24 protein-coding genes are annotated in these 23,879 nt (G+C 55.9%); 4 read left to right on the plus strand and 20 right to left on the minus strand.

From position 1 onward, the window contains the following. Window positions 1-22 precede the first annotated feature (22 nt). The gene (locus AC2FLG_RS01030) at window positions 23-625 is read left to right on the plus strand and encodes a DNA-3-methyladenine glycosylase I (protein ID WP_496704657.1); all 603 of its coding nucleotides are present in this window, start codon (window positions 23-25) and stop codon (window positions 623-625) included. A gap of 6 nt (window positions 626-631) precedes the next feature. Here the strand turns inward: AC2FLG_RS01030 and AC2FLG_RS01035 are convergent, their stop codons facing one another. The 4 genes from AC2FLG_RS01035 to AC2FLG_RS01050 form a co-directional block, all read right to left on the minus strand. Further along, window positions 632-1,513 carry a fructose bisphosphate aldolase gene (locus tag AC2FLG_RS01035; protein WP_281972141.1) on the minus strand — a complete coding sequence of 294 codons (882 nt, stop codon included), beginning with the start codon at window positions 1,511-1,513 and terminating at the stop codon, window positions 632-634. 72 nt (window positions 1,514-1,585) lie between these two features. Beyond that, a complete protein-coding gene (locus tag AC2FLG_RS01040; RefSeq protein WP_496704659.1) occupies window positions 1,586-2,935 on the minus strand; it encodes a cytochrome P450 in 1,350 nt (449 codons plus the stop codon). Next, a complete protein-coding gene (locus tag AC2FLG_RS01045) occupies window positions 2,932-4,146 on the minus strand; it encodes a hypothetical protein (RefSeq protein WP_496704661.1) in 1,215 nt (404 codons plus the stop codon). The genes AC2FLG_RS01040 and AC2FLG_RS01045 overlap by 4 nt, the downstream gene beginning before the upstream one ends. 63 nt (window positions 4,147-4,209) lie before the next feature. Further along, window positions 4,210-4,962 (minus strand): cytochrome c biogenesis CcdA family protein, encoded by a 753-nt coding sequence (locus AC2FLG_RS01050; protein WP_271946989.1) that lies wholly within the window; start codon window positions 4,960-4,962, stop codon window positions 4,210-4,212. A 105-nt stretch (window positions 4,963-5,067) separates the two neighbouring features. On the opposite strand from AC2FLG_RS01050, the gene AC2FLG_RS01055 reads away from it, so the two are divergent. Next, the gene (locus AC2FLG_RS01055) at window positions 5,068-5,301 is read left to right on the plus strand and encodes a sulfurtransferase TusA family protein (protein ID WP_271946987.1); all 234 of its coding nucleotides are present in this window, start codon (window positions 5,068-5,070) and stop codon (window positions 5,299-5,301) included. 45 nt (window positions 5,302-5,346) lie between these two features. On the opposite strand, the gene AC2FLG_RS01060 is transcribed toward AC2FLG_RS01055, so the two are convergent. The 7 genes from AC2FLG_RS01060 to purC form a co-directional block, all read right to left on the minus strand. After that, window positions 5,347-8,082, minus strand: a complete 2,736-nt coding sequence (locus AC2FLG_RS01060) for an Rne/Rng family ribonuclease (protein ID WP_496704663.1) — start codon at window positions 8,080-8,082, stop codon at window positions 5,347-5,349. Window positions 8,083-8,588: 506 nt separating this feature from the next. Further along, on the minus strand, window positions 8,589-9,923 hold the full coding sequence (locus tag AC2FLG_RS01065) for a sigma-54-dependent transcriptional regulator (protein ID WP_142633961.1): 1,335 nt from the start codon (window positions 9,921-9,923) through the stop codon (window positions 8,589-8,591). A gap of 12 nt (window positions 9,924-9,935) precedes the next feature. Further along, on the minus strand, window positions 9,936-11,714 hold the full coding sequence (locus AC2FLG_RS01070) for a sensor histidine kinase (RefSeq protein ID WP_496691283.1): 1,779 nt from the start codon (window positions 11,712-11,714) through the stop codon (window positions 9,936-9,938). Between the two features lie 36 nt (window positions 11,715-11,750). Then, complete coding sequence (purQ, locus tag AC2FLG_RS01075) at window positions 11,751-12,419, minus strand: phosphoribosylformylglycinamidine synthase subunit PurQ (protein WP_142633965.1); 669 nt, start codon at window positions 12,417-12,419, stop codon at window positions 11,751-11,753. A gap of 22 nt (window positions 12,420-12,441) precedes the next feature. Further along, window positions 12,442-12,672 carry a phosphoribosylformylglycinamidine synthase subunit PurS gene (gene purS, locus AC2FLG_RS01080; RefSeq protein WP_496704665.1) on the minus strand — a complete coding sequence of 77 codons (231 nt, stop codon included), beginning with the start codon at window positions 12,670-12,672 and terminating at the stop codon, window positions 12,442-12,444. Window positions 12,673-12,767: 95 nt separating this feature from the next. After that, a complete protein-coding gene (locus tag AC2FLG_RS01085; protein ID WP_271946972.1) occupies window positions 12,768-13,427 on the minus strand; it encodes a MarC family protein in 660 nt (219 codons plus the stop codon). Between the two features lie 129 nt (window positions 13,428-13,556). Further along, the gene (gene purC / locus AC2FLG_RS01090; RefSeq protein WP_271946969.1) at window positions 13,557-14,312 is read right to left on the minus strand and encodes a phosphoribosylaminoimidazolesuccinocarboxamide synthase; all 756 of its coding nucleotides are present in this window, start codon (window positions 14,310-14,312) and stop codon (window positions 13,557-13,559) included. 186 nt (window positions 14,313-14,498) lie between these two features. Here purC and AC2FLG_RS01095 point away from each other — a divergent pair, with 186 nt between their 5' ends. Continuing rightward, a complete protein-coding gene (locus AC2FLG_RS01095; protein ID WP_271946966.1) occupies window positions 14,499-14,816 on the plus strand; it encodes a DUF1476 domain-containing protein in 318 nt (105 codons plus the stop codon). Window positions 14,817-14,934: 118 nt separating this feature from the next. After that, the gene (bmt, locus tag AC2FLG_RS01100) at window positions 14,935-15,948 is read left to right on the plus strand and encodes a betaine--homocysteine S-methyltransferase (protein ID WP_496704667.1); all 1,014 of its coding nucleotides are present in this window, start codon (window positions 14,935-14,937) and stop codon (window positions 15,946-15,948) included. Between the two features lie 5 nt (window positions 15,949-15,953). Here the strand turns inward: bmt and AC2FLG_RS01105 are convergent, their stop codons facing one another. The 9 genes from AC2FLG_RS01105 to AC2FLG_RS01145 all read right to left on the minus strand — a co-directional run bounded on the left by AC2FLG_RS01105 (window position 15,954) and on the right by AC2FLG_RS01145 (window position 23,872). Then, window positions 15,954-16,730 carry an enoyl-CoA hydratase-related protein gene (locus tag AC2FLG_RS01105; RefSeq protein WP_142633977.1) on the minus strand — a complete coding sequence of 259 codons (777 nt, stop codon included), beginning with the start codon at window positions 16,728-16,730 and terminating at the stop codon, window positions 15,954-15,956. Between the two features lie 71 nt (window positions 16,731-16,801). After that, window positions 16,802-17,260, minus strand: coding sequence for a cytochrome c-type biogenesis protein (locus AC2FLG_RS01110; protein ID WP_496691288.1), 459 nt, complete (start codon window positions 17,258-17,260; stop codon window positions 16,802-16,804). Next, window positions 17,257-19,221 (minus strand): heme lyase CcmF/NrfE family subunit, encoded by a 1,965-nt coding sequence (locus AC2FLG_RS01115; protein WP_496704668.1) that lies wholly within the window; start codon window positions 19,219-19,221, stop codon window positions 17,257-17,259. Before AC2FLG_RS01115 ends, AC2FLG_RS01110 begins: the two co-directional genes overlap by 4 nt. A gap of 75 nt (window positions 19,222-19,296) precedes the next feature. Next, complete coding sequence (locus AC2FLG_RS01120) at window positions 19,297-19,875, minus strand: holin family protein (RefSeq protein ID WP_496700243.1); 579 nt, start codon at window positions 19,873-19,875, stop codon at window positions 19,297-19,299. Next, window positions 19,866-20,477 carry a holin-associated N-acetylmuramidase gene (locus AC2FLG_RS01125; RefSeq protein ID WP_496700242.1) on the minus strand — a complete coding sequence of 204 codons (612 nt, stop codon included), beginning with the start codon at window positions 20,475-20,477 and terminating at the stop codon, window positions 19,866-19,868. The genes AC2FLG_RS01120 and AC2FLG_RS01125 overlap by 10 nt, the downstream gene beginning before the upstream one ends. A 121-nt stretch (window positions 20,478-20,598) precedes the next feature. Beyond that, on the minus strand, window positions 20,599-21,045 hold the full coding sequence (ccmE, locus tag AC2FLG_RS01130) for a cytochrome c maturation protein CcmE (RefSeq protein ID WP_142633987.1): 447 nt from the start codon (window positions 21,043-21,045) through the stop codon (window positions 20,599-20,601). Between the two features lie 7 nt (window positions 21,046-21,052). Further along, a complete protein-coding gene (gene argC, locus AC2FLG_RS01135) occupies window positions 21,053-22,081 on the minus strand; it encodes an N-acetyl-gamma-glutamyl-phosphate reductase (RefSeq protein WP_496700241.1) in 1,029 nt (342 codons plus the stop codon). Between the two features lie 94 nt (window positions 22,082-22,175). Then, on the minus strand, window positions 22,176-22,985 hold the full coding sequence (murI, locus tag AC2FLG_RS01140) for a glutamate racemase (protein WP_271946944.1): 810 nt from the start codon (window positions 22,983-22,985) through the stop codon (window positions 22,176-22,178). An 8-nt stretch (window positions 22,986-22,993) separates the two neighbouring features. After that, window positions 22,994-23,872, minus strand: a complete 879-nt coding sequence (locus tag AC2FLG_RS01145; protein ID WP_271946941.1) for a lysophospholipid acyltransferase family protein — start codon at window positions 23,870-23,872, stop codon at window positions 22,994-22,996. Window positions 23,873-23,879: the final 7 nt, after the last annotated feature.

The following is a 23,879-nucleotide window of genomic DNA, read 5'->3' on the forward strand; positions in this document are numbered from 1 at the left end:
AGAACAAAAAGGGAACTTAGTGATGAGCGAAACAGTTACCGGCCCAGACGGTCAACCGCGTTGTGCATGGTGTCAGTCTGCGCCAGAGTTTTTCGACTATCACGACAATGAATGGGGCTATCCGGTCAGCGACGATCAGCGTTTGTTTGAGAAGCTGTGCCTTGAAAGCTTTCAGTCCGGCCTCAGCTGGCGCACCATTCTTTCCAAACGCGAGAACTTTCGAAAAGCATTTAAACATTTTGATTACAACGCAATAGCGAAGTTTGATGAGGCCGATGTCACCCGTCTTTTGCTGGATGCAGGCATTGTCAGGCATCGCGGAAAGATCGAAGCAGTCATCAACAACGCCCGGCGCGCCCAGGAGCTGGTGGCAGCTGAGGGGTCGATTGCAGCTTATGTCTGGCGCTATGAGGCCAGTTCACCGCCAGCGCCACAAACAGCCTCAACTTCGGCTGAATCTATTGCCATGTCCAAAAACCTTAAAAAGCGGGGATGGAAGTTTGTGGGCCCGACCACGGTTTTTGCATTCATGCAGGCCATGGGTCTTGTAAACGATCATGCGACCGAGTGCTCTATGCGGGCAAAAGCGGCGCAGATGCGCCGCGATTTCGCTAAACCGGAATAGCGCAGCTTAGGCAGAGGCGCGAGAAATCTTATCGATATTGCTGCCGAGGGCCGTATTGAATTCGGCATCTGACTGCTTTTTCGACAGTCCTTCGGTCAGCGCACGAGAGAAAGACGCAATCATCTTGCTATTCTGCGCCAGCAGATCACAGGCTTGTTCGGTCGAATATCCGCCGGACAGGGCTACGACCCGCAAAACTCTGGGGTGGTCAGCCAGATCGTCATACAGATTAGCCTGGCTGGGGATGGTAAGCTTAAGCATGACATCCTGACCATCATCCAACTGATCTAGGTTCTGCAAGATTTCCGATTTTAGAATTGCTTCGGCTTCGGCTTTGGTGGTCGAGTTGATGTTCACCTCGGGCTCGACAATCGGAACCAACCCGGCGGCAACGACTTCACGCGCCACATCGAACTGCTGAGCTACAACGTTTGCGATGCCTTTGGCGTTGGCCTCATGGATCACGGAACGTTCCTTAGTGCCGAAAACGCCTTCGGCTTTAGCCAAAGTGTCGGCCAGACCGGGGATCGGTTTCATGACCTGAACGCCATCGGCCTCATCCTCGAGGCCCTTGTCGATCTTCAGAAACGGAACAATGCCTTTTACGTTCCAAAGAAAATCTGCGACTTTGCGGCCATCAATCTCTTCGCCGAGCGTGCGTTCGAACAGGATCGCGCCGATGACTTTGTCGTTTGTGAAGCCATCCGCCAGAATGATACGCGCGCGCATCTTCTGGATTTCGCCGAACATCTCTGCGTCCGAGCCGTATTCTGACGCGTCTACCCCATAAAGCGCCAGCGCCTTGGGGGTCGAGCCGCCACTTTGGTCCAGTGCTGCAATAAAACCGGCACCGTTGGACATCTGCTCGCGCTGTTGTGTTTTGGACATATGACTTTCCCGTTCGAAATGATTCCGCGTTTTTCAACCGCATACAGCATGGAGCATGCCGATGGTAGTTTGTTAGCGCTCAACCAGGCGCAACCAAATTCCATCTTTGGATCTGACGGTCAGATGAGCCACCGGAACCGGCTCTGGCATGTCCGAGATTTCGAACCTGAACTTCCGCAGTAGTGACGACAGCAATAACGGACCTTCGACCATTGCAAAACCGGCACCGATGCAAATGCGCGACCCGGCCGAGAATGGGATGAAAGCCTCTCTGGGACAACTTTCCTCATTGCCCTTGGCCCAGCGGGACGGGTCGAACCCGTCGGGGTCTGCCCACAGACGTTCGTGCCGATGCAGGTGCCATGGGCTGATGACTATCTGCGAGCCTGGTTTAATCGCCCGGCCCCTGAAGTTTTCGCGGCATGTGGCCTCTCGCACCATCATCGGGACCGGAGGGTACAGGCGCAGCGTTTCGCGAAACACGTCGCGGCTGAGCTTCAACAGCGATACGGAGGTAAAATCGGATAGGTCCAGCCCTTGCGCCTCGGCCGCCAGCTTGTCCTGCCAATCCGGGTGGGTCGCCAAAAGGTACAATGCCCAAGCCAACGAAGAAGCGCTGGTCTCGTGGCCTGCCAGAAAGAAGATCGCCACCTGATCAGCCATCTCCTGCGTGTCAAAACACTTGCCGGTCTTGGGATCAGCCGTTGTCATGATCTTTGTCGCCAGATCATGCGGCGCCTGCCCGGCCTCAATCATCCTCGCGCGTTGAGCGGTCATTTCGGTGATCAGCATCCTGATTTCACGCGCGGTCTTGCGAGTTTTTCTGGAATGTAGCCGCGGCATCCATTTGGGCAGAGGCAGAAACGCCGCCAAATTCAACAGCGGTTGCTCTCTTTGATAGGTTCGGAATTTCTCAAAAACCTGAGACGCAACGCGGTCTTCAATCGGTACAGAAAAAAGCGTTCGAAAGATCACATCCGCGGCGACGTGACTGGTAACCTCTTCGCACTCGATGACAGAACCGGCCTGCCCGCGCAAACGTGCGACGCAGGCCTCTGCCGCCTGGACCATGGCCGGATAGGTATCTTTCAGGCGCCCGCCCTCAAACGCCGGGTCGATAACCCGGCGCTGGCGTTTCCAGTTTTCACCATTGGTCAGAAAGACCGAATTCCCCAGCAACGGCCGCAGACCCTCGCCAATACGGTCTGATTTCGGAAAATCATCGGGGCGTTTTTTCAGAACGGTTTCAACAAGTTCTGGTTGGTTCGTCAGATATGATCGAAAGAACGGCGTCTTAAACTCGGCCATCCATGCGCGGTACAATCGCTGCGGCTGTGCCGAGAGGATGTCCTTGCGAAACAACCTGAAATAGCGCCACAGCGAAACCCTGTCTGGCCGCGATGTGGGCTTTGGCGGGGTCATGCTTGCACCGAAACATACTTGGATACAGATCGCACAATCCGTGATCCCGAGGGTTTACGCCCTGCGAACCGATGCCCAAGCGACAGAGACCCGGCAGTCACGCGGAAATAATCGTACCTGTCCGGGTGATCAAAGGCGCAGAGATATTGGAAATGCAGTCTGAAAAACCGCCACCTCAGGGCGCGCCACCGTTCTGCTGACAGCGTTTGCGTAAACGCAGCAGATAGCACCAAAGGCCAGCGCTGATCGGCATCCGCGACCCCGCTTACAGCGACAGGATCACACAGAGCGAATGCGCAGCCGTCCCCGGGTGCAGAAATGTCGACCCAAGCCAAGTCTTCGCGTTTCGAAAGAAACCTCAGGTCCGCGCGCAAATCATATGCGTTGGGTAGGAACGAGACCATGGGAACCACCTGCCCCAATGTCAGAAAGGAAAGCTCTGGCCCGTCTGTGCCCACCCGTCCGGATCGGATCAGATCGGCCAGAACCGTGACACCCAGATGAGCGCCGGAACTGTGGCCGACGATCAGAACCTCATCCGTTTCATCGGTAAGAGCTGCGGCAATCGCATTTGTGAACTCCGATAGGCGTCCGGCCAATTCAGGAGGCGTTTTTCCGCCTGAAGCCGCTGAATAGGCGTAATCGTGCATCAGGTAATAGACGAACAGCTTGTTGTCGATTTTCCGGAACCACAGCATCAGCACATAGGCAACACCAATAGACAGAACCAACGCCACCAAAGACAGGACCGGCGCAAGCAGAACCGTCAATCCGATGACCACAGCCATTGCGACCAAAAGCTGTGCGATCAGCATCACGATCGGATAAAGCGCGGCAATCACCGGTCCTTTGCGCAATCGCATCAGGCGCCATAACACGCCGGTCGAGATATAGATCCATGCCGTACGCAACATCTGCAGATAGGTGGCCACAATCGAGTTCGACATGCTGGAGCGTACGATGTCGGACCAGACCAGCACCTCGACATCTGTGTGAACTTCAGCCCCGTCCTGAACCGAATGGACGTGCCATCCATACAAGCCCTCTCCGGTTTTGGGCGAGACCGAGATTTCATACCCTGAAATAGCCGCCTGTCTTGCGCTTTCACTGCGGTAAAGCTCGCGATAGCGCCGTGGGGGGATCGGGTCATATCCGGGAATATAGAATACCCTACGCCGTTTCACCCGAGGCTGATTTGTCTGACTGCTCATGGTCTTACCTTCTGCGACGCAGGTTAGCGCAGCATTACAGCCAAAGTAAGTCAGATAAGAGGGTTACCCAAAGTTTGCCAGCGCGGGGAAGGCTTCCAACAGCCACCAGCTGAACTCAGTGAACAGGCCGGTGATCAGCATGATACCAACAAACAGCAACAGTCCACCCATGATCCTCTCGATCAGTGCCATATGGGGCTTTATTCGGTTCATCACCGACATGGATCGGTTCAGGAACATCGCGGCGAGCAGGAAAGGTATGCCAAGACCCGCTGCATAGACGCCCAACAACAATGTCCCACGTGCGACGGATGCCTCGGAGGCAGCCAGCGACAGGATCGCACCCAGTTGCGGGCCGATACAGGGTGTCCAGCCAAAGGCGAAGGCCAGACCCAGAATATAGGCCCCAAAGACAGACCCGCCGCTGTCGCCGGCTTCGATCCGGGCCTCACGGTCAAGGAATGGGATGCGGAAAACGTTCAGGAAATGCAGGCCAAAGACTATGACAACCGCGCCCGAGATCTTGGCGAACAGCACCTGGTTCTGCAGCACGAACGCCCCAAAAGCAGAGGCTGTGAAGCCAAGCAACAGAAACACCGTGGACAGCCCCATAACAAAGAACAGCGCCGAAAGTGTCGCCTTTCTGCGTGCACGGGCCTCATCCTGCATCTCGTTGATCGTGACGCCACTCATATAGGCGAGATAGGGCGGCACAATCGGTAGCACGCAGGGCGATAAAAAGCTGATCAACCCACCGAGCAATGCGATGAACATGGCGGGCAACAGCCCTGCGTCAATGATATCAATTCCGAACATGTTTCAGCACATATGTCATGAAGTCGCCCGCGTCACGGGGCCATTCGGTCACATCCTCGTGGTTGCACGCTGGACACCGTTTGAAAGTGGAAATATCTCAGGTACATGTCAAACCAAACCGAGACACTGGACGCGTTGGGGCTGCTGTGCCCTCTGCCCGTCCTGAAGGCCCGTAAACGGCTCAAGTCAATGCCCGCGGGAGCGGTCTTGAAAGTGCTGGCGGATGATCCCGCTGCAGTCATTGATGTTCCACATTTCTGCATGGAAAGTGGACATCGCTTGCTGTCACAGGAAGAATCTGACGGGCATCAGGTCTACACCATCCAGAAGTCCGTTTGAGACCCGTCAAATAAAAAGGCGGGCTCTGAGGCCCGCCTTTTCAAGTTACTGGCCCAACGACCACCAACCGCGCCGTTTTGGCTTGGCAGGCTCCGATGGCGTTTCCGGTTCATCCGCAACTACTTCCAGCACAGGCTCTGTGACTTCTACTGTTGGTTCCTCAGTGGCTTCAACCGCAACAACCTCTTGAACAGGCTCTGCCGCTTCCGGCGTTTCTTCTGTCGGCACGGCAGTTTCCGAAACCGTTTCCTGTTTCGGTGCTGCTTCGGCTTCGACAGTTTCGATTTCTGCCGGAGCTTCCGTTTCAGATTCGACCTTGGCCTCTGGTTCAGCTTTGACGACCTGTTCGGTTATCGTCTCGGCATCTTCGGCGTCCTTCTTTTTGCGACGCGGAGCCCGGCGGCGTTTAGGCTTGGCAGGCGCTTCTTCCTGCGTCTCTTCCACCGCTACTACGGCATCTGTTGCAGGCTCTTCCACAGCTTCCTCGGACGCTTCAGCTGTATCTTCATCAGCCTCCTGCCCGTTAGAATCCTGCCCCTCGGCACCACCATTGCCCTTCTTGCGACGACGCCGACGGCGCTTGCGCTTGGGTTTGGTTTCATCTTCAGCCTGCGGCGTTTCTTCCTCGACGGTCTCTTCTTCAGAGGCGTCGACCATTTCCATCAGCGTGGCATCAACCGATACAACCGGCGCACTGGCTTCGGGAACAATCCGGCTGGCGGTCTTGAACTTCTCCATCGAGAAATCAGGGCTTACCAGATGCACATCCCCTTCGATGCGAACCGACAGACCATAGCGCGCCTCAATCTGTGCGATATGCTCGCGCTTTTGGTTCATCAGGAAGTTGGCGATGCTGACCGGGCAGCGCACCAGCACCTCGCGTGAGCGACGGCGCGTGCCTTCTTCCTCGATCTGGCGCAGAATGCTCAGCGCCATGTTGTCATCCGAACGGATCAGGCCGGTGCCATGGCAGGCCGGACAAGGCTGTGTCGTTGCCTCCAACATACCCGGACGCAGGCGCTGTCGGCTCATTTCCATCAGACCAAAACCAGATATGCGACCAACCTGGATGCGCGCACGGTCTGTTTTCAGTTTTTCTTTCAGGCGTTTTTCGACAGCGGCGTTGTTCTTCCGCTCGTCCATATCGATAAAGTCGATGACGATCAGACCGGCCAGATCACGCAGGCGCAACTGGCGAGCCACCTCTTCGGCGGCCTCAAGGTTGGTCTTCAGTGCCGTTTCCTCGATCGAACCCTCTTTGGTTGCCCGACCCGAGTTCACATCGACCGCGACAAGCGCTTCGGTTACGCCGATCACGATATAGCCACCCGATCTCAGCTGTACAGTCGGGTTGAACATCCCCGCCAGATAGCTTTCCACCTGATAGCGCGCGAACAATGGCAGCGCGTCTTCGTACCGCTGCACATTCTTGGCGTGCGACGGCATGATCATTTTCATGAAGTCCTTGGCGATGCGATATCCGCCTTCGCCTTCGACCAAAACCTCGTCGATGTCGCGATTATAGAGATCGCGGATCGACCGTTTGATCAGGTCGCCTTCTTCATAGATCTTCGCAGGCGCGATGGATTTCAACGTCAGCTCGCGGATCTGTTCCCACATACGTTGCAGATATTCGTAATCGCGCTTTATTTCGGATTTGGTGCGTTTCGCCCCGGCGGTCCGAATGATAAGACCCGCCCCTGTCGGGACGTCAATCTCAGCCGCAATTTCCTTAAGCTTTTTGCGATCAGGCGCGTTGGTAATCTTTCGGCTGATGCCGCCGCCCCGCGCGGTGTTCGGCATCAAAACACAATATCGGCCAGCAAGTGACAAATAAGTGGTCAGAGCTGCTCCTTTGTTGCCACGCTCTTCCTTGACGACCTGCACAAGCAGAACCTGGCGTACTTTGACGACTTCTTGAATCTTGTACCGGCGCGCGCGCGGTTTGCGCGGAGGACGGATGTCTTCGCTGTCATCTTCGTCGGCAACCGACTCAATAGTCTCGTCTTTTGCGGTGGCGTCCGTACGGGTGTTTTCTTCTTCGTCGTCGCCAACCTCGTCAGAGGCGTCCTCGGCGTTGGCTTCAGCGCTTGTCGCGTCATCCGCGTCCGTCTCAGTCGCGGCGCTTTCCTGCGCCCCGGCCTCTTCGTCCGTGCCGACTTGATCAGCGCTAGCATCTGATTGGTCGACTTCTTCCGCAGGCGCGTCTTCAGTCTCTGCGGTTGCTTCTTCCGCCTCCGGTTCGTCCGTCGGCTCTTCTACCGGAGTTTCTGCCACATGATCGGCCGGAGATGTTCCTTCTTCTACAGAAGGATCATTGGCCTCATCGCTCTCGTCCAGGTCAATCGTTTCCATGCCTGTGGGTTCGGACGAGACCTCGACCGATTCCACTGCATCATCCGATTTGATATCGGCGGCCTTGGCCCGCGAGCGCGAACGGCGTCTTTTGGGCTTGGTTTCCTCAGCCTCATCACGCGCACGCATTGCCTCGGCATAGGCGCGCTCTTCTTCCATCAGAGCTTCGCGATCAGCGACGGGAATCTGATAATAGTCGGGATGAATTTCGGAGAACGCCAGGAATCCGTGGCGATTTCCGCCATAGTCAACAAAAGCTGCCTGCAGCGAGGGTTCGACCCGTGTAACTTTTGCTAGATATATGTTGCCAGCAAGCTGACGTTTGTTTTCGGATTCAAAATCAAATTCCTCGACCTTGTTTCCGTCAACCACCACGACGCGGGTTTCTTCCGCGTGGGTGGCATCGATAAGCATTTTCTTAGCCATGTTTCCTTGGTGCACCGCGCCAAACGCGTTGTCCTAACCCGTCCAGGAGGACAGGTGCTTTTGGGGTGGTGTCTTGTCAGGGCGATTTCAGACGGCGCGCTGCAGGGTCTGGCACTGTGGCCCCCTGCCCGTACACTCAGTCGTTGCGCGCGCGTCATCGCGGTTCTTCTCCGACAGGCGCGAACGACCGCTGCCTGCCCATTTATTCCTTTCGCCCGCTTTTCTGCGGGCTCAGGCGTTCAATCACCCCGTTAAGGGGCACAATCGGTCTGCTTGGCCAGTGTGGGACCTGGTCTCCACCAGTGGCGTAGCAGCGAATCTCAAAGATCGGGACTTTTCGGCGTCAAATCCGCCCGGCCCGTCTGGTTACAATAAAAGCAGTCCTGTGGAAAAGACAATGGGCAAACTGCATTGAAGACCCCGACCACCGGTCGGGATCTCGTTATCCAGCTAAAAACATTACTTGGTATCACCCAAAGGGCGACAAAGGCATCGCCTCAAGCCCGTCACAGGTAATCGGAACGTTGCAGGCCATATTTGGCCATCTTCTCATTCAATGTCCGACGCGGCAGGCATAGTTCATCCATAACCGAGGCAATCGACCCCTTATGCCGCCGCATGGTATTGTCGATCAGCATCCGCTCGAATGCCTCGACATATTCCTTGAGCGGCTTGCCTTCAGTCGTCATCACGGGCTGCATTTCTTCGTGATCAGACATCAACAGGGACGCGATCGTCCCCGATCCGCGACGAGATTGCAGCACGGCACGTTCCGCGATGTTTATCAGCTGCCGTACGTTTCCGGGCCACGGCGCTTGCAAAAGCTGAGCCGCCTCTTGCGCACTGACCTGAGGTGCATCGCAGCCGTATTCTTCGGCGAATTGCTCGCTCAGCCGTGTGAACAGGGTCAGAATGTCTTCGCCGCGCTGACGCAGCGGCGGCATTGTGATCCGCAACGCTGCAAGCCGGTAGAAGAGATCGGGGCGCAGAACGTCCTCGCTGGTTTTCCCAGCTTCCTGAAGGTTGGAAATGGCGACGATGCGGGTTTCAGCAGGCGTGCCCTGATCGTTCATGACACTCAGCAGTTTCGCCTGAAGCGTATCGCTGAGCGCCTCGACATCCTCCAGAACCAGGGTTCCACCCCGGGCTTCTTCAATCGCGGGCAGTTGGCTGTCTTCGGGCATCATCGGGCCGAACAGACGCTTCCCCAACGCCTCTTCCTCAAGCGCGGCACAGGAAACCAGGACAAATTTCTTGCCGGCGCGGCTGCCAACGGCATGCAACGCATGTGCGACCAGAGTTTTGCCGGTGCCGGTCTCTCCGTCGATCAGAACATGACCGTCGGCCTGCCCCAGATCCAGAATATCCTCACGCAGGCGCTCCATCACGGGGCTGGCACCGATAAGCTTGTTCATGATCTGAGTGCCACCGGACAGCTCGCGGCGCAGGGCCCGGTTGTCCAGCGTCAACCGGCGGGCGTTGCTGGCACGTTTGGCCAGTTCGGACATCCGATCAGGGTTAAACGGCTTTTCCAGGAAATCAAACGCGCCAACGCGCATGGCCTCAACCGCCATTGGCACGTCACCGTGGCCTGTGATCATGATCACCGGCAAGGTGCTGTCCGCGCCCATCAGCTTTTTCAACAGCTGGATACCGTCCATACCAGGCATCTTGATGTCCGATATGACGATACCCGGATAATCCGGACCCAGAACTTTCAGTGCATCCTCGGCACTGGAAAAGGTTTCAGTGTCATATCCCGACAGTGCCAGCCATTGGCTGATCGACTGGCGCATGTCCTGTTCGTCATCAACAATGGCGATTTTCATGGCCTGTGCCATTTTCATTCCTCGTTATTCAGCGGCCTCAAGGCCATCGCTTCCAAGTATCGGCAGTTGCATCTCAAACACCGCGCCACCGTGCTGGCTGTTGCGCGCGGTCAGCCGTCCCCCATGGTCGTTCACGATACCGGATGAGATGGCAAGCCCCAGACCGACTCCATCGCCGGGTTGTTTGGTCGTGTAGAACGGTTCAAACAGGTTTTCGATGTCTTCAATCCCATAGCCGTTATCGCGTACAGTCAGCACCGCCTGGTCACCCGCGGCCAGTATGATTTCAACATCCGGTTCCGATACAGACTTGGTGGCGTCCAAGGCATTACGCAAGAGGTTCACCATCACCTGTTCGATCCGCATGCGGTCGCCCATGACCAGTACGGTTTCTTCCGGTAGTATCTGCGTAATCTTGACGTGCCTCTGACGCAGTTGCGGCTCCATCATTGAGAGGGATGAAGCGAGCGCTTCGCCAAGGTTAACTGGTGAAAACGCATCCGCACCCTTGCGGGCATAGGACTTGAGCTGGCGTGTTATTGCGCCCATTCGTTCAATCAGACCGTCGATGCGGCCAAAGCTGGCCAGCGCCTCTTCGGGGCGGTTCCGTCGCAGCAGCAAACGCGCGCCGGCAAGATAGGTCTTCATTGCAGCCAAAGGTTGATTCAGCTCGTGGCTGACAGCGGCCGACATCTCGCCCAAGGCGGCGAGTTTCGAGCTTTGGGCAAGCGTCTGTTCGGCCACTTCCAGCGTCTTTTCAACCCGTTCCCTCTCAGCGATTTCCCGCTGCAGCCTTGCGTTCAATGCGCGAAGCTCTGCCGACTCGCGCTGGAACAAGGCCATTCTGAACGTGGCCCTACGGCTGAGCGCATAGAAGGCAAGCGCCAACAGAATCGCAAAACCCATGATTTCCAATGCAAGAACGCTGTTTACCTTCTCACGGATCGAGGCGTAGGTCGTGAACGAGGTCATGGTCCAGCCGCGGAATGGAATGCGTGTCTCCATGCGGATCACCGCCTCGCCCTGTAAATAGGCGTCAGGGGGCAGAGCCGTCCAATCGGTCGTGGCCCTGATAGCGCGCTGGATGGCACTTTGCGGCGGCTGCCGCAGCATGGCGGCCCCCTCCTCTACTCCGCGCCATTGCGGTTCAGTCGACAGAATAATGGTGCCCGTACTGTCAGCGACCAGAACAGCATCGGAGATCCCTGCCCAGGCGCGTTCGAATTTCTGCAGATCAACCTCGACAACGATGACACCAAGGATGTCCGACGAGGCCTCCATCCGGCGCGAATAGATAAAGCTGTAACCACCGGATTCCTTTTCAATCACGGTGAAGATGGTCGAGTTTGACCGAATGGAATCTACAAAATACGGCGCGTTTCTGTGCGTCTCGCCCAACCGGTTGCGATCAGTTGCGGCAACAGATCGGCCATCCCGATCCAAAAGCATCAAGGATGCGGCGCCTATCTCTTCGACAAAAGAAATAAGTCGCTGCGTAGACAGTGTAAAATCGCTGGATTGCAACGCCGAGATCAGCGTCGGATCCCGCGCCAGCAGCTGCGGTACAATCGCATTTCTGCGCAGCTCGCTCAGCAGGTTTCCGGAATACAGCGCAAGGCGCAGCTCGGCCCGGTTTCGCGTGGATTCAGTAAACCGATCCGTCAGCAGACTGTTGGTTATCCATATCGTCGCAACCGTTGCCAGCAAAAGCACCAGAACAGCCGCGCGCAAAGGCCAGCCAAGAGGCGCAGCGCGGAGCGGTTTGAACAGTGCAGACCAGGTAGAGCGTGTGTCGGAACTCATCCCCGAAAGTTACGCGGGCTAAGATGCAAGCTCAAGTCACGCAGGTGCGACGATGCCCGACAATGCGCGAAACAATGCCGTTCCATCGGTGCCACCATGCCCTTCGTCTGCCGCTCGTTCGGGATGCGGCATCATACCAAGAACACGGCGGTTTTCAGACAGAATGCCCGCAATGTCGCCAACCGAGCCGTTCGGATTCTCGGTATAGGTGAATGCGATCCGGTCGTGATCCCGGAGCGCGGACAATGTAGCCTCATCCGCGAAATAGTTTCCATCATGATGCGCAATCGGAATGCCGATCACATCGCCAGCGTTATAGCCTTGGGTAAAGGCGCTGTCGCTGGTTGCGACCTTCAGGCCTACAGTACGACAGATATATTTCAGGTTCGCATTGCGCAGCAGAGCGCCGGGCAGAATTCCGGTCTCGGTCAGGATCTGAAACCCGTTACAGATACCAACGGCGTATCCGCCCCGCTCGGTGTGGTCGACCACGGCCTTGCAGATCGGGGATTGTGCGGCAATCGCTCCGCAGCGCAGGTAGTCTCCATAAGAAAACCCGCCGGGGACACCGACAATGTCCACGCCCTTGGGCAGAGCGGCATCTTTATGCCAGACCATGTCTACCTGGAATCCGGCCTGTTCAAAGGCAACGGCAAGATCCCGATCACAGTTGGAACCGGGGAAAACGATGACAGCTGCGCGCATGGCTAGCCCTCCTGCAAGCGGTTCAGACCAGTTCGATCTCGTAGCGTTCGATGACCGTGTTAGCCAACAGTTTTTCGCACATCTCGGTGACGTCCGATTTCGTCGCACCCTCGGCGAGTTCAAGATCAATCACCTTGCCCTGACGGACGCCTTCGACCTGATCAAAACCCATGGCACCCAATGCGTGGCGCACCGCTTCACCCTGCGGGTCAAGTACCCCGGTTTTCAGCATCACATGCACACGTGCTTTCATTTACTGCAACTCCAGCTGAGGGCCGGTAATTGAGGCCCGTTCCGTTGTGCGCGGGGATAGCGCGACTGTCGGCGTTCGACAACCCTTGTCAGCACCTACCCGGAACCCTTTAGCGCGGGATAATGCGTATCTATTGCGTTGAAGGTCCCTGTCAGAACCATTTCAACCGCTACGGCAACCAAAATGATGGCCATAACACGGGTGATCACATTGATCATTGTCGGCCCAAAGAACCTGGAAATAGGGTCAGCGAATAACAATCCCAGCCCGACAATAGCGCAGGCAATCAAAACGGCCGCCCCCAACGTTACTACCTCGGCGCCGTCGGGCAAACTATGCGCGAACACAATGGTTGTCGCGATAGTGCCGGGCCCAATCGTCAACGGGATAGCCAGGGGAACAACCGCAATGTTCTTCTTCTGCGCGCCATCTTTAACGGCTTTCTGATCGCTTTCTGACCGGTCAGAAGCGTTCAGCATCGACATGCCAACCCCTAGAATAATCAACCCACCGGCGATGCGAAAAGACGGAATGTCGATACCGAAAAGCGCCAGAATTTCTTCGCCGATCAGTACCGAAATCAGTGATACAATCACCACCGTGGCTGTCACAACCATTGCAACGCGTTTACGTTCTGGCGGGCTGTACCCCTCGGTCATGCTGAGGAAGATCGGGATGCCGTATAGCGGGTTGAAAATCGCCAGCAGCGCAGCGAGGAACTTTAAAAATACTGCCTGATCAAATAGCTCGGCCATTTTTGTTCACCCGATTACGCTTGTTCAACAAACAATGCCGGACAAGCTGCGGCCCTGTCAAATACCCGATCTCAAATAAAAACGCCGCCCAATATCGGCGGCGTTTTTGCGTTGTTCTTCGGCGTTCGATCAGTTGATCAAGGTCGGTTTGGACACATTGCTTTTCGGCAGAACGCCTAGTCGACGCGCAACTTCCGAGTAGGCGTCGGTCAGGCTGCCCAGGTCGCGGCGGAACACGTCCTTGTCCAGCTTCTGGCCGGTTTCGATATCCCAAAGACGGCAGCTGTCTGGGCTGATTTCATCCGCTATGATCAGGCGCTGGAAGTCACCTTCATAGACGCGACCGATTTCAATTTTGAAATCGACCAGACGAATGCCAACCGCCAGCATCACACCGCTCATGAAGTCATTCACCCGCAATGCGAGGCTAAGAATGTCTTCCATGTCCTGCTGGCTGGCCCATCCAAAGGCGGCGATATGTTCTTCGGTGACAAGAGGATCACCCAATGCGTCGTCCTTGTAGCAGTATTCTACTATCGGGCGCGGCAGCTGTGTCCCCTCGGCAATGCCAAGGCGTTTGGACATCGTGCCAGCCGCGAAATTGCGCACAATAACTTCAAGCGGTACGATTTCGCAGTTGCGGACCAACTGTTCGCGCATGTTCAGGCGACGGATGAAATGGGTCGGTACACCGATTTGATTCAACCCGTTCATGAAGTATTCGCTCAGGCGGTTGTTCAGCACACCTTTCCCGTCGATCACGTCCTTCTTTTCAGCGTTGAAGGCGGTGGCGTCATCCTTGAAATACTGCACGATTGTACCCGGTTCAGGGCCTTCATACAAAATCTTGGCCTTACCTTCGTAAATTTTCTTGCGACGCGCCATGAGCGACCTTTCCAGACTGTCGCGAGGGAAAAAGTTCCTTCGCCTTGGCGCTCTCTTAGTCCAACCCCCACCTTCCCGCAAGTTCCGAGGACCGAGAGGCTTTGACGCAGCGCAAATACCTTGCACCCGGATCGTCGTATCGTCATATCATTAAGGAAAGAACTACCAACCCAAGGGGTCCAACTGATGACTACGTTTGACGAGCGCGAAAATGCATTCGAAGCAAAATTCGCCCATGATGAAGAAATGCAGTTCAAAGCACAGGCGCGTTGCAACAAACTGCTTGGCCTTTGGGCAGCCGAAAAACTGGGCAAAACCGGTAATGAAGCCGATGAATACGCAAAATCCGTTGTGATTTCAGACCTGGAAGAAACCGGGCACGAAGATGTCGTGCGCAAAGTTTCCGGCGATCTCGGGGATCTGTCTTCGGATGACGATATCCGTGCAAAGATGGCCGAGTTTCTGGTCGAGGCCAAAGCACAGGTTCTCAACGAAACCAGCTAAGGTCTCCCCGCAATATTCATGATCTTCATGAGATTTATGAATTTGATTTGACGCCCCGGTCATGAGACACGGGGCGTCTCGCATTTTTAGCGCGGCTCGCCAGTTTCGGAATATTCTTATGACAAATGCGCTCAGCAAACTTCTGGACTCCAACACGACTCTTTTGGCGGATGGAGCAACAGGTACAAACCTATTCAACATGGGCCTGCAGTCGGGCGACGCGCCCGAGCTTTGGAACGTCGATGCACCGGATAAAATCCGCGCGCTGTATCAGGGTTCGGTGGACGCAGGCAGCGACCTTTTCCTGACCAACACATTCGGCGGGACATCTGCGCGTCTCAAACTGCACGAGGCTCAAAACCGGGTCGCTGAACTGAACCGCGCAGGCGCAGAACTTGGCCGTGAGGTTGCTGACCAAGCCAACCGTCCGGTTATCGTCGCGGGATCGGTCGGACCAACCGGCGAGATCATGCAGCCTGTTGGCGCCCTGTCCCATGCCGATGCCGTGGAAATGTTCCACGAACAGGCGCAGGCATTGAAGGACGGCGGTGTCGATGTTCTTTGGGTCGAAACCATCAGCGCCCCGGAAGAGTTCAGGGCCGCGGCAGAAGCCTTTGCGCTGGTCGATATGCCTTGGTGTGGCACGATGAGCTTTGACACGGCTGGCCGCACCATGATGGGTGTCACATCCGCCGACTTTGCTCAGTTGGTTGAAACGCTCCCTAACCCGCCGGTTGCCTTTGGCGCAAATTGCGGGACTGGCGCGTCTGATATTCTGCGCACTGTCCTTGGATTTGTCGCACAAGGTACGGAACGGCCGCTGATATCAAAAGGCAATGCCGGTATTCCGAAATATGTGGATGGACATATTCATTATGACGGCACGCCGGAACTGATGGGCCATTATGCGACCATGGCGCGAGAGGCCGGCGCAAGCATTATCGGCGGATGTTGCGGCACAATGCCCGAGCATCTGCGGCACATGAGAGCTGCGCTTGACGGTGCCCCGTCCGGTATACGCCCAACCCTTGATCAGATCACGGACGCGCTGGGCCCGTTCTCATCCGCAACTGACGGGACTGGCGAGTCCGCCCTTCCGGAACGGCGCGTGCGTAAACGCCGCCGCGCCTGAAAACCTCAACGCCCTTCGAATTTCGGGGGGCGTTTTTGCATGAAGGCAACGACGCCTTCGGAAAAGTCTCGGCTGCGGCCACATTCACCTTGCAGATGCGCCTCTGCCTCGAGCTGTTGCGGCAGAGTGTTTTCATAGGTGCCGCGAATAGCCTTTTTGATGGCGCCAAACCCTGAGGTTGGACCTTTGGCCAGATACATGGCCCGCTTGCGCCAATGCGCTTCGAACTCCGCGTCGGGAACGGCTTCCCAGATCAGGCCCCAGTCGTCGGCCTGACGAGCACTGATCTTATCGGCAAAAAGAGCAGCGCCCATGGCTTTGGCGAACCCCATCTGGCGCGGCATAAACCAGGTGCCTCCAGCGTCGGGCAACAGGCCGATACGGGCAAAAGCTTGCAGGAAGTAAGCACTCTCCGTCGCGATCACGATATCCGCGCATAGCGCCAGATTGGCCCCTGCCCCTGCAGCAGCGCCATTTACTGCGGCGATTGTTGGAACCGGGCAATTATAGATTGCTTCAAGCATGGGCTCGTATTCGTCGCGCAGCGTGCGCTCAAGATCAATCTTCCCGGTGCTTGAGGCATCACCTAAATCCTGACCCGAGCAAAAAGCGTTTCCCTTACCGGTCAAAACAATCGCGCGGGCATGGGTGGCAGCGTGTTTCATCGCGTGCGTGACTTCGGCCCGCAACTGAGCGGTCATTGCGTTCAACTTCTCTGGGCGGTTCAGAGTTACCACTGCCAGATCATCCGCAATGTCCAACAGGATCGCTTCGTATTCCATCCACCCCTCCAAGGTTCGCTGCGCCTGCGACCCTGCCTCAATTTCCAATGAAGGAAAAGGTGAACCGAAGGTCAATCTTTGAGGATTTCGCGTAATCGTTCTTTCTCGGCGTCGCTAAGGAGGCCGTCACCTTCCCTTCGGTCCTGTTCCGCCGATCTTTTGCGTAAAAAGCTGAAACCAGTCGCCACAGCGATCAAAAGCATGATCGGACCGGCCAGCCACAAAAGGATGTTCGATCCTGACGTTGTTGGCCTTAGCAAAACATATTCGCCGTAGCGATCAACGATAAAGTCAATCGCCTGTCCATCTGTATCGCCGGCCACAAGGCGTTCGCGCAATAACAGGCGCAAGTCACGGGCCAATCCTGCATTGCTTTCGTCTATGCTTTCGTTGCGGCAAACCAGACAGCGCAAGCCGGCACTCAGATCCCGCGCCCTCTGTTCCAGGATCGGATCATCAAGCACCTCGTCAGGTTGGACAGCCATGCTTGGCGTTGCCAGTAAAAGTAGTATCAGTAGAAACCGTTTCATTCCGCCGGAACCCCCTGCGTCGGCGTCTTGCGCGCGCCTGCCGCAACGCGAAAACGCCTGTCGCACAGGCTAAGAACGCCTCCGAGCGCCATCAGTAGGCACCCGCCCCAAATCCAATTCGCTAAAGGCTTGATATAAGTCCGCACGACCCAGCCACCATTTGCCTGCTGATCTCCAATGACGACGTAAAGATCCCTGAGAAACCGATAGTCAATCGCAGCTTCAGTCGTTGGCATCCTTGAAACTGGGTAGTCGCGTTTTTCCGGATGCAGTGTTGCGATTGTTCGACCGGCCTGTTCGACCTTTACATCGGCTGTAGTTGAGAAATAGTTGGGCCCCTCGACATTCCGAACCTGTTCAAGTGTCAGGGTGAACTGGCCAACCTCGAAAGGCTGCCCCGTCTGCGCAACGCGGATATCCTCGACCTCCCATGCGGTCAGCCCGGCGATGGCAAAGATCGTAACCCCCAGTCCGGTATGGGCTGCAGCCTTGCCCCAATCGGCACCGGGCAGTCTGAACAGACGCTGTAGGTTGTTTTTTCTTCCGGTACGGCTCCAAAGGTCCACAATAGCGCCAAATGTGATCCAAGCCCCCAGAAACAGCCCCACGGGTCCCAATGCGCTGCGACCGGTCTGCATGACCCAAACGAGCAAGCCAAGCGCAACCGCCAGAAGGAATGCGAACCGCAACGAATGCGCCGCCTTGCCAAGCTTTCCACGTTTCCAAGGAAGCATTGCACCAAGCGGTAATACAATCCCCAACGCAACCATGAACGGTGTGAACGCAGCATTAAAGAACGGCGCGCCGACCGAGAGTTTGCGATCAAATGCCATCTCGGCCACCATCGGCCACAAGGTTCCGAAGAACACAACGAAACAGCTGACCGCCAATAGAATGTTGTTCAGCACCAGGGCGCTTTCGCGGCTGACCATACCAAACACGCCCTTGGCCTCCATCGCTTGCGCGCGTGCCGCATAGAGTGTCAACGCACCGCCAATGAAGACCACAAGAATGATCAGGATAAACACGCCGCGTTCAGGATCATTGGCAAAGGCATGTACCGAAGTCAAAAGCCCCGATCGCACAATGAACGTCCCGATCAGCGAAAAGCCAAAGGCGATGATCGCCAGAAGGATGGTCCAGCTCTTCAGCGCTTCACGCTTTTCGACCACGATAGCAGAATGCAACAGGGCTGCCGCCAATAGCCACGGCATGAAAGAAGCGTTTTCGACCGGATCCCAGAACCAGAACCCGCCCCAGCCCAGCTCGTAGTAGGCCCACCAGGATCCAAGCGCGATCCCAATGGTCAGAAAAATCCATGCGGCCAGCGTCCAGGGACGCACCCACCTCCCCCAAGAGGCATCCACGCGCCCTTCGATCAGCGCGGCCACTGCAAAGCTGAATGCCATGCTCAGGCCGACATAGCCCAGATACAGAAACGGCGGGTGGAATGCCAAGCCTGGATCTTGCAACAATGGGTTGAGATCCCGCCCATCGAACGGCGCGATAATCAGACGGTCAAATGGGTTCGAGGTGAGCAGGATAAAAGCGTAAAACGCCACCCCTACGGCCGCCTGAACCGCCAGCACGCGCGCTTTGAGCGTCGGAGGTAACCCTGCGCCAAAAAAAGCGGCCATGGCCCCGAAAATTGCGACGATCAGGACCCACAGTAACATTGACCCTTCGTGGTTGCCCCACGTGCCGCTGATTTTATACAGCATCGGTTTGGCGGAATGGCTGTTTTCAACCACTATCCGCAATGAGAAATCAGAGGTGGTAAAGGCCCAGACCAACGCCGCGAAAGAGAAGGCGACTAACAGAAACTGTGCAATAGCGGCGGTTTCTGCGAAGGACATCCAGCCAGTCCACCGTTTCGCCGCCCCTATCAGCGGAATGACCGTCTGAACGATGGCGACGAGAAAGGCGAGTATCAGCGCGAAGTGACCAAGTTCTGTAATCATGGTCCCGCATATATTCCTGTTGAGGGACAATCACCAATCACTTTCGCCTCTGCAGGACGCACATAGTGTCGCGGGTCAGGCGGACCGACCCCGCCGCCAATCCTCGAGCGCAGGGTTGAAATCGGGCTTTAGGACCTCATCGGCTAAGCCTGCATCTGTCCCAGTATCAGCGACCCCAATCAAACGGTCCCGCATCTCTGCCAGTGTTTCGATGTTTTCCATAACTTTCGGAGTACGTGTCATCGTTGCCGAAATTTCACGCTGCAGATCCTGCACCTTGGTCTGGTGTCTTGCGCCGAAATAGAACGAGACGACCACGCCCAACAACCACCACAAGGGCTCAGGCACCAACGCAATCCCCTGCATCCGAGCGGCAAACCAAAGCGGATCTACCATAGCGGCGACAAACAGTCCCAATGTTCCCAAGGCCATGGCGGGGCGCGGCAGCCGGTTGAGCCCATCCATAAAACGGTCAAATGCACCTTTTTGAACCCGCTCGAACTCAGCCCTATACTGTTCCAGTACTCCCTGTTGTCGCGTCAGGTCGCGTTTAGCGCCCTGCTCAGCATTTTCACGAAAGACTTCGGTTGTTTCACGCACGACATTCCGGCCCTCGCCAAACAAGAACGCAAATATCCCCGAGATCAGCCCCATTCAGAAACCCTCCTTTGAAATTCTGCGTCGCTAAGATGATAGGTCGGTGACAGGAATTCCTCAGCGCGTCGTATCCAGCCACCTTTTGCCCCAGACCGGGACCGAGCATATTTGCGAGAGGCTGGACGATGTTCCGCTATCCGGAAATAATAGTTTCTCCTGGCAACGCCATAGGCATCCCGCAGCGCGACAGGGTCCGGTTCAGACGCAGCACTACAAGCCTGCGCCGTCTGCGGGCCTACAACGCCATCTACGACGACACGATACCCCATTTCACGCAGCAAATGTTGCATAATTTTAACAGCTTGAGCGCCTGAATTCACGTACATGTCGAAGACAGATGGCTGCAGAATGTTAGGCAGTAGGTGTAATCGCGGTTTTGAGAAATAGTGGCGGATAAAGATTTCAACGGCCTGCGACCGGCTCAGCCGCCTTACATCGGATACATCAACCATCCCGTCCTGCGTCAGGTCCAGTTGCAATCTGCGCATGGTATGGACTGTTACACCGAATTTTGTCGCTCCACCCGGATCGTCGGGGTCATCGACAAAACCACCTTCACGCGTAACTATCTGTTCCGCGATCTGCCGAACCGTCTGCATGTACTGTTCTCCAACTTGGGACAGACAAACGCTCGGACAATTCTGTTAATACAGCGAAAATAGAAAGGGCGCTGCATATCGATCCACGCAACGCCCGAATTCCGATCTCAAAGCCTATGGCTCAGCTCTCGCCGGCCTCCTTGTAAATACCTTGTTCTTTCAACGCGTCCACAACCTCTTTTGGCATATAGGTCTCATCGTGTTTCGCAAGAATTTCTGAGGCTTCAAAGACTCCGTTTACGTAGCTTCCGGTGCCAATCATACCCTGGTTTTCCGAGAACAAATCAGGCAAAACTCCAGTAAACGTGACCGGCACACTTTCGCCTCCGTCCGTCACCACAAAACGCACGGTTTCCCCTTGCCCCCGCACGATCGAACCCTCTTCGACCAGACCACCGATCCGGAATACTTCAGTCGGTTTTGGCGGCTCTGCCATTACTTCACTGGGCGAGCGGAAGAAATTGATGCCGTCCTGCATAGCGTATCCGATCAACGCCGTAGACACTGCCAAAGCAACGATTGACAGAAGGATGATCTGAACGCGACGACGTTTCTTGAGCGTTTTCATTTGTTCCTCATGGGAAAAGTGGGGCCATCATCAGACCCGCAGTTTCAGCTTCACCTAACATTAGGTTAGCGTTCTGCAAGGCTTGGCCACTGCTACCTTTTGTCAGGTTATCCAGTGCTCCGATCACAATGGCGCGCCTCTCGATCCGGTCGCTGACCACGCCGATATGGCAGAAATTCGAGCCGCGCACATGGTGGGTCGAGGGTGTTTCGCCAAATGGCAGAATCTGGATAAATGGTTCGCTTTCATAGGTTTTCACGAGCGCTTCATAAACGCTCGTGGGGTCACCTTTGACATATGTAGTGGCTAGGATACCCCGGTTTGCTGGAACCAGATGTGGAGTGAACTGAACATTGACCGGGCGCCCTGCAAGGGCAGAAAATTCTTGATCGAATTCCCCCAAATGCCGATGCGTACCGCCAACAGCATATGCGTTATACCCTTCGCTAAGTTCGGCATGCAGCAGGTTTTCTTTCAGCGACCGCCCGGCACCAGACACCGCGCATTTGAGGTCCAGAATGATGTCATCCAGATCAATGACACCAGCCGAAATCAAGGGGCGCAAAACATATTGTCCGGTGGCGGCGTTGCAGCCTGTTCCGGCAACCAAGCGGGCCGTGCGAATTTGATTGCGATAAAACTCGGTCAGGCCGTAAACGGCCTCCTCCTGCTGCTCCAAAGCCGCATGAGGGTTGCCATACCATTTTTCATATTCCTCAGGGTCGCGTAGCCGGAAATCGGCGGACAGGTCGATGATTTTAAGGTCCTTCGGCAGATCGCGGATAACTTCCTGGCTGGTTTTATGTGGCAGCGCGCAAAAGCACAGGTCGATCCCTGAAAAGTCGATTTCCGAAATCTTGCAAAGAACCGGTAATTCCAGGTGCCGCAAATGTGGAAATACCTGCGCCATCGGCTGTCCGGCTTTCCGCTCGGCAGAAAGTGCAGCGATTTCCATATTCGGATGCTCGGCGATCAACCGAACCAGTTCAGCGCCGGTATAACCCGAAGCGCCCAGAATTGCGATTTTGTGGGTCATCTTGGACCTCTTGAAACTGTATGCCACTGTTCATGCCCGCCACTGTGACGGTCATGGGATTACGGGTTCTTTCAGGCCGCGTCTTTGACCAAAGTCAGACAGCCTCGAAAGTAATTTGTCGTCGGAGGAACTGGGTGGCGCGATCACTGACAACGCCTGGCTTACCAGTGGTCAGATAACCGCCCTTCGCCGCACCCTGCATGTTCGGGTGCCGCTGCAAATAGTCTGCCAGACTTTCTGCAACCAGATCACCCTGGCTGAACACCTCAACGTCGGGTCCTAAGGCCTTCTGAAACGCCTCAGCCATTAAGGGATAGTGCGTACAGCCCAGAATTGCGGCCTGAGGCTCTGGCATCTTGCGTTTCAGGGCGTCCACATGGCTTCGCACCAGCGCTTCGGCCAGGATCATGTCGCCTTCCTCGATTGCATCAACGACCCCACCGCAGGCCTGCGCCTCAACATCTACGCCAATCGCACGAAAGGCCAATTCGCGTTGAAACGCGCGACTGGATACGGTGGCCGGGGTCGCAAACAAAGCGACATGTTTGACCGCGACTTCACGCGGCGGGCTGTTGTCGCCCCATTGCCGCTCAGTCAGCGCTTCAATCAATGGAACAAAAACGCCCAAGACGCGCTTGCCTTGAGGCACGCCCTCTTCTTGCATCCGCCGCAAAGCAGCAGCGCTGGCCGTATTGCAGGCCAGAATCACTAGATCACATCCCCGGTTCCAGAGGTCGTTCACCGCACCCCGGGTCAGCTCATAGATATTCTCTACATCACGCACCCCGTATGGCGCATGTGCGCTGTCCGCGTAATACAGGAAATCAACGTCGGGAAGACGTTTCTGCGCGGCGTTCAGAACGGTCAGACCGCCCAAACCAGAATCAAAAATGCCTACTGCCATTTGCCCCTTTAGGCGCGATGCCGTTCCTCAAATTCATAGCCATAGTCATAAGACTTTAGTGGCTTTGGAGACAGCTCATACGTTGCTTTGCGCAAGAAATCCATCATCTTGCGCGTATCCTTGGCCAACGGGTCCAGAACGTCGCGGCCGATGGGCTCTCCGATCACCACCTGGACCGGGGTATCAACGCGTTTTTTGAATTCCTTGATCAGCAATCCCATGCGCAATGTATTGTGCAGATGGCTGGCGATCTGAAACAGGCGTGAGGTATGACCGTCAAAAAAGACCGGCACAACTGTCGCGTCTGATTTGGCAACCATCCGCGCCGTGAAGCCACGCCAGCCCGGGTCCATCGGGTACGAGAAAGGCTTTGCCCCTGTGCTGACGGTACCGCCGGGAAATATGCCAATCGCGCCGCCCTCGCCCAAATAGTTCAAAGCTTTCTTGCGGGTCTCCAGGTTCTGCTTCATCGCAGCTTTTGTATCGTCGAATGAAATCGGCAGAACGACCCGATTCAGATCCTCTGCCTTACGAAACACATGGTTGGCCAGAATGCGAAAATCCCCACGCGTACTGGACAACATGTGCCCCATCATCAACCCATCCAGAATTCCATATGGGTGATTGGCAATCAGAATCAGAGGGCCATCACGGGGAATATTAGACAATGACCCGCCAACCACATCCAGAGACAAACCGTATCTCTCAACCATGACCGACCAGAAATCTCGCCCGTTGGCCACGTCTTTTTCATACCCATCAGCACGCCTGATAAGGCGCAGGCGGCCTGTGGTGTTCTCCATAAGCTTGATGACCATCCGTCCGCTTTTGGTTTCAGCGGAATAGGCATAAGAAATGTCACGTGCAACATGGCGTCGCGAGGGCATGGAAGTC

The sequence above is a fragment of the Ruegeria sp. CDSA193 genome (genome assembly GCF_059611885.1).

Excerpts from the sequence above, each read along its gene's own strand:
- AC2FLG_RS01065 (WP_142633961.1), bottom strand. The coding sequence starts at position 9,923 with ATGGCACAGGCCATGAAAATCGCCATTGTTGATGACGAACAGGACATG.
- AC2FLG_RS01085 (WP_271946972.1), bottom strand. The coding sequence starts at position 13,427 with ATGGCCGAGCTATTTGATCAGGCAGTATTTTTAAAGTTCCTCGCTGCG.
- AC2FLG_RS01040 (WP_496704659.1), bottom strand. The coding sequence starts at position 2,935 with ATGACCCCGCCAAAGCCCACATCGCGGCCAGACAGGGTTTCGCTGTGG.
- ccmE (WP_142633987.1), bottom strand. The coding sequence starts at position 21,045 with ATGAAAACGCTCAAGAAACGTCGTCGCGTTCAGATCATCCTTCTGTCA.
- AC2FLG_RS01045 (WP_496704661.1), bottom strand. The coding sequence starts at position 4,146 with ATGAGCAGTCAGACAAATCAGCCTCGGGTGAAACGGCGTAGGGTATTC.
- AC2FLG_RS01105 (WP_142633977.1), bottom strand. The coding sequence starts at position 16,730 with ATGGAATACGAAGCGATCCTGTTGGACATTGCGGATGATCTGGCAGTG.
- AC2FLG_RS01070 (WP_496691283.1), bottom strand. The coding sequence starts at position 11,714 with ATGAGTTCCGACACACGCTCTACCTGGTCTGCACTGTTCAAACCGCTC.
- purC (WP_271946969.1), bottom strand. The coding sequence starts at position 14,312 with ATGGCGCGTCGCAAGAAAATTTACGAAGGTAAGGCCAAGATTTTGTAT.
- AC2FLG_RS01060 (WP_496704663.1), bottom strand. The coding sequence starts at position 8,082 with ATGGCTAAGAAAATGCTTATCGATGCCACCCACGCGGAAGAAACCCGC.
- AC2FLG_RS01120 (WP_496700243.1), bottom strand. The coding sequence starts at position 19,875 with ATGGGGCTGATCTCGGGGATATTTGCGTTCTTGTTTGGCGAGGGCCGG.
- bmt (WP_496704667.1), top strand. The coding sequence starts at position 14,935 with ATGACAAATGCGCTCAGCAAACTTCTGGACTCCAACACGACTCTTTTG.
- murI (WP_271946944.1), bottom strand. The coding sequence starts at position 22,985 with ATGGCAGTAGGCATTTTTGATTCTGGTTTGGGCGGTCTGACCGTTCTG.
- AC2FLG_RS01030 (WP_496704657.1), top strand. The coding sequence starts at position 23 with ATGAGCGAAACAGTTACCGGCCCAGACGGTCAACCGCGTTGTGCATGG.
- argC (WP_496700241.1), bottom strand. The coding sequence starts at position 22,081 with ATGACCCACAAAATCGCAATTCTGGGCGCTTCGGGTTATACCGGCGCT.
- purS (WP_496704665.1), bottom strand. The coding sequence starts at position 12,672 with ATGAAAGCACGTGTGCATGTGATGCTGAAAACCGGGGTACTTGACCCG.
- AC2FLG_RS01035 (WP_281972141.1), bottom strand. The coding sequence starts at position 1,513 with ATGTCCAAAACACAACAGCGCGAGCAGATGTCCAACGGTGCCGGTTTT.
- AC2FLG_RS01055 (WP_271946987.1), top strand. The coding sequence starts at position 5,068 with ATGTCAAACCAAACCGAGACACTGGACGCGTTGGGGCTGCTGTGCCCT.
- AC2FLG_RS01125 (WP_496700242.1), bottom strand. The coding sequence starts at position 20,477 with ATGCAGACGGTTCGGCAGATCGCGGAACAGATAGTTACGCGTGAAGGT.
- AC2FLG_RS01110 (WP_496691288.1), bottom strand. The coding sequence starts at position 17,260 with ATGAAACGGTTTCTACTGATACTACTTTTACTGGCAACGCCAAGCATG.
- AC2FLG_RS01115 (WP_496704668.1), bottom strand. The coding sequence starts at position 19,221 with ATGATTACAGAACTTGGTCACTTCGCGCTGATACTCGCCTTTCTCGTC.
- AC2FLG_RS01050 (WP_271946989.1), bottom strand. The coding sequence starts at position 4,962 with ATGTTCGGAATTGATATCATTGACGCAGGGCTGTTGCCCGCCATGTTC.
- purQ (WP_142633965.1), bottom strand. The coding sequence starts at position 12,419 with ATGCGCGCAGCTGTCATCGTTTTCCCCGGTTCCAACTGTGATCGGGAT.
- AC2FLG_RS01145 (WP_271946941.1), bottom strand. The coding sequence starts at position 23,872 with ATGCCCTCGCGACGCCATGTTGCACGTGACATTTCTTATGCCTATTCC.
- AC2FLG_RS01095 (WP_271946966.1), top strand. The coding sequence starts at position 14,499 with ATGACTACGTTTGACGAGCGCGAAAATGCATTCGAAGCAAAATTCGCC.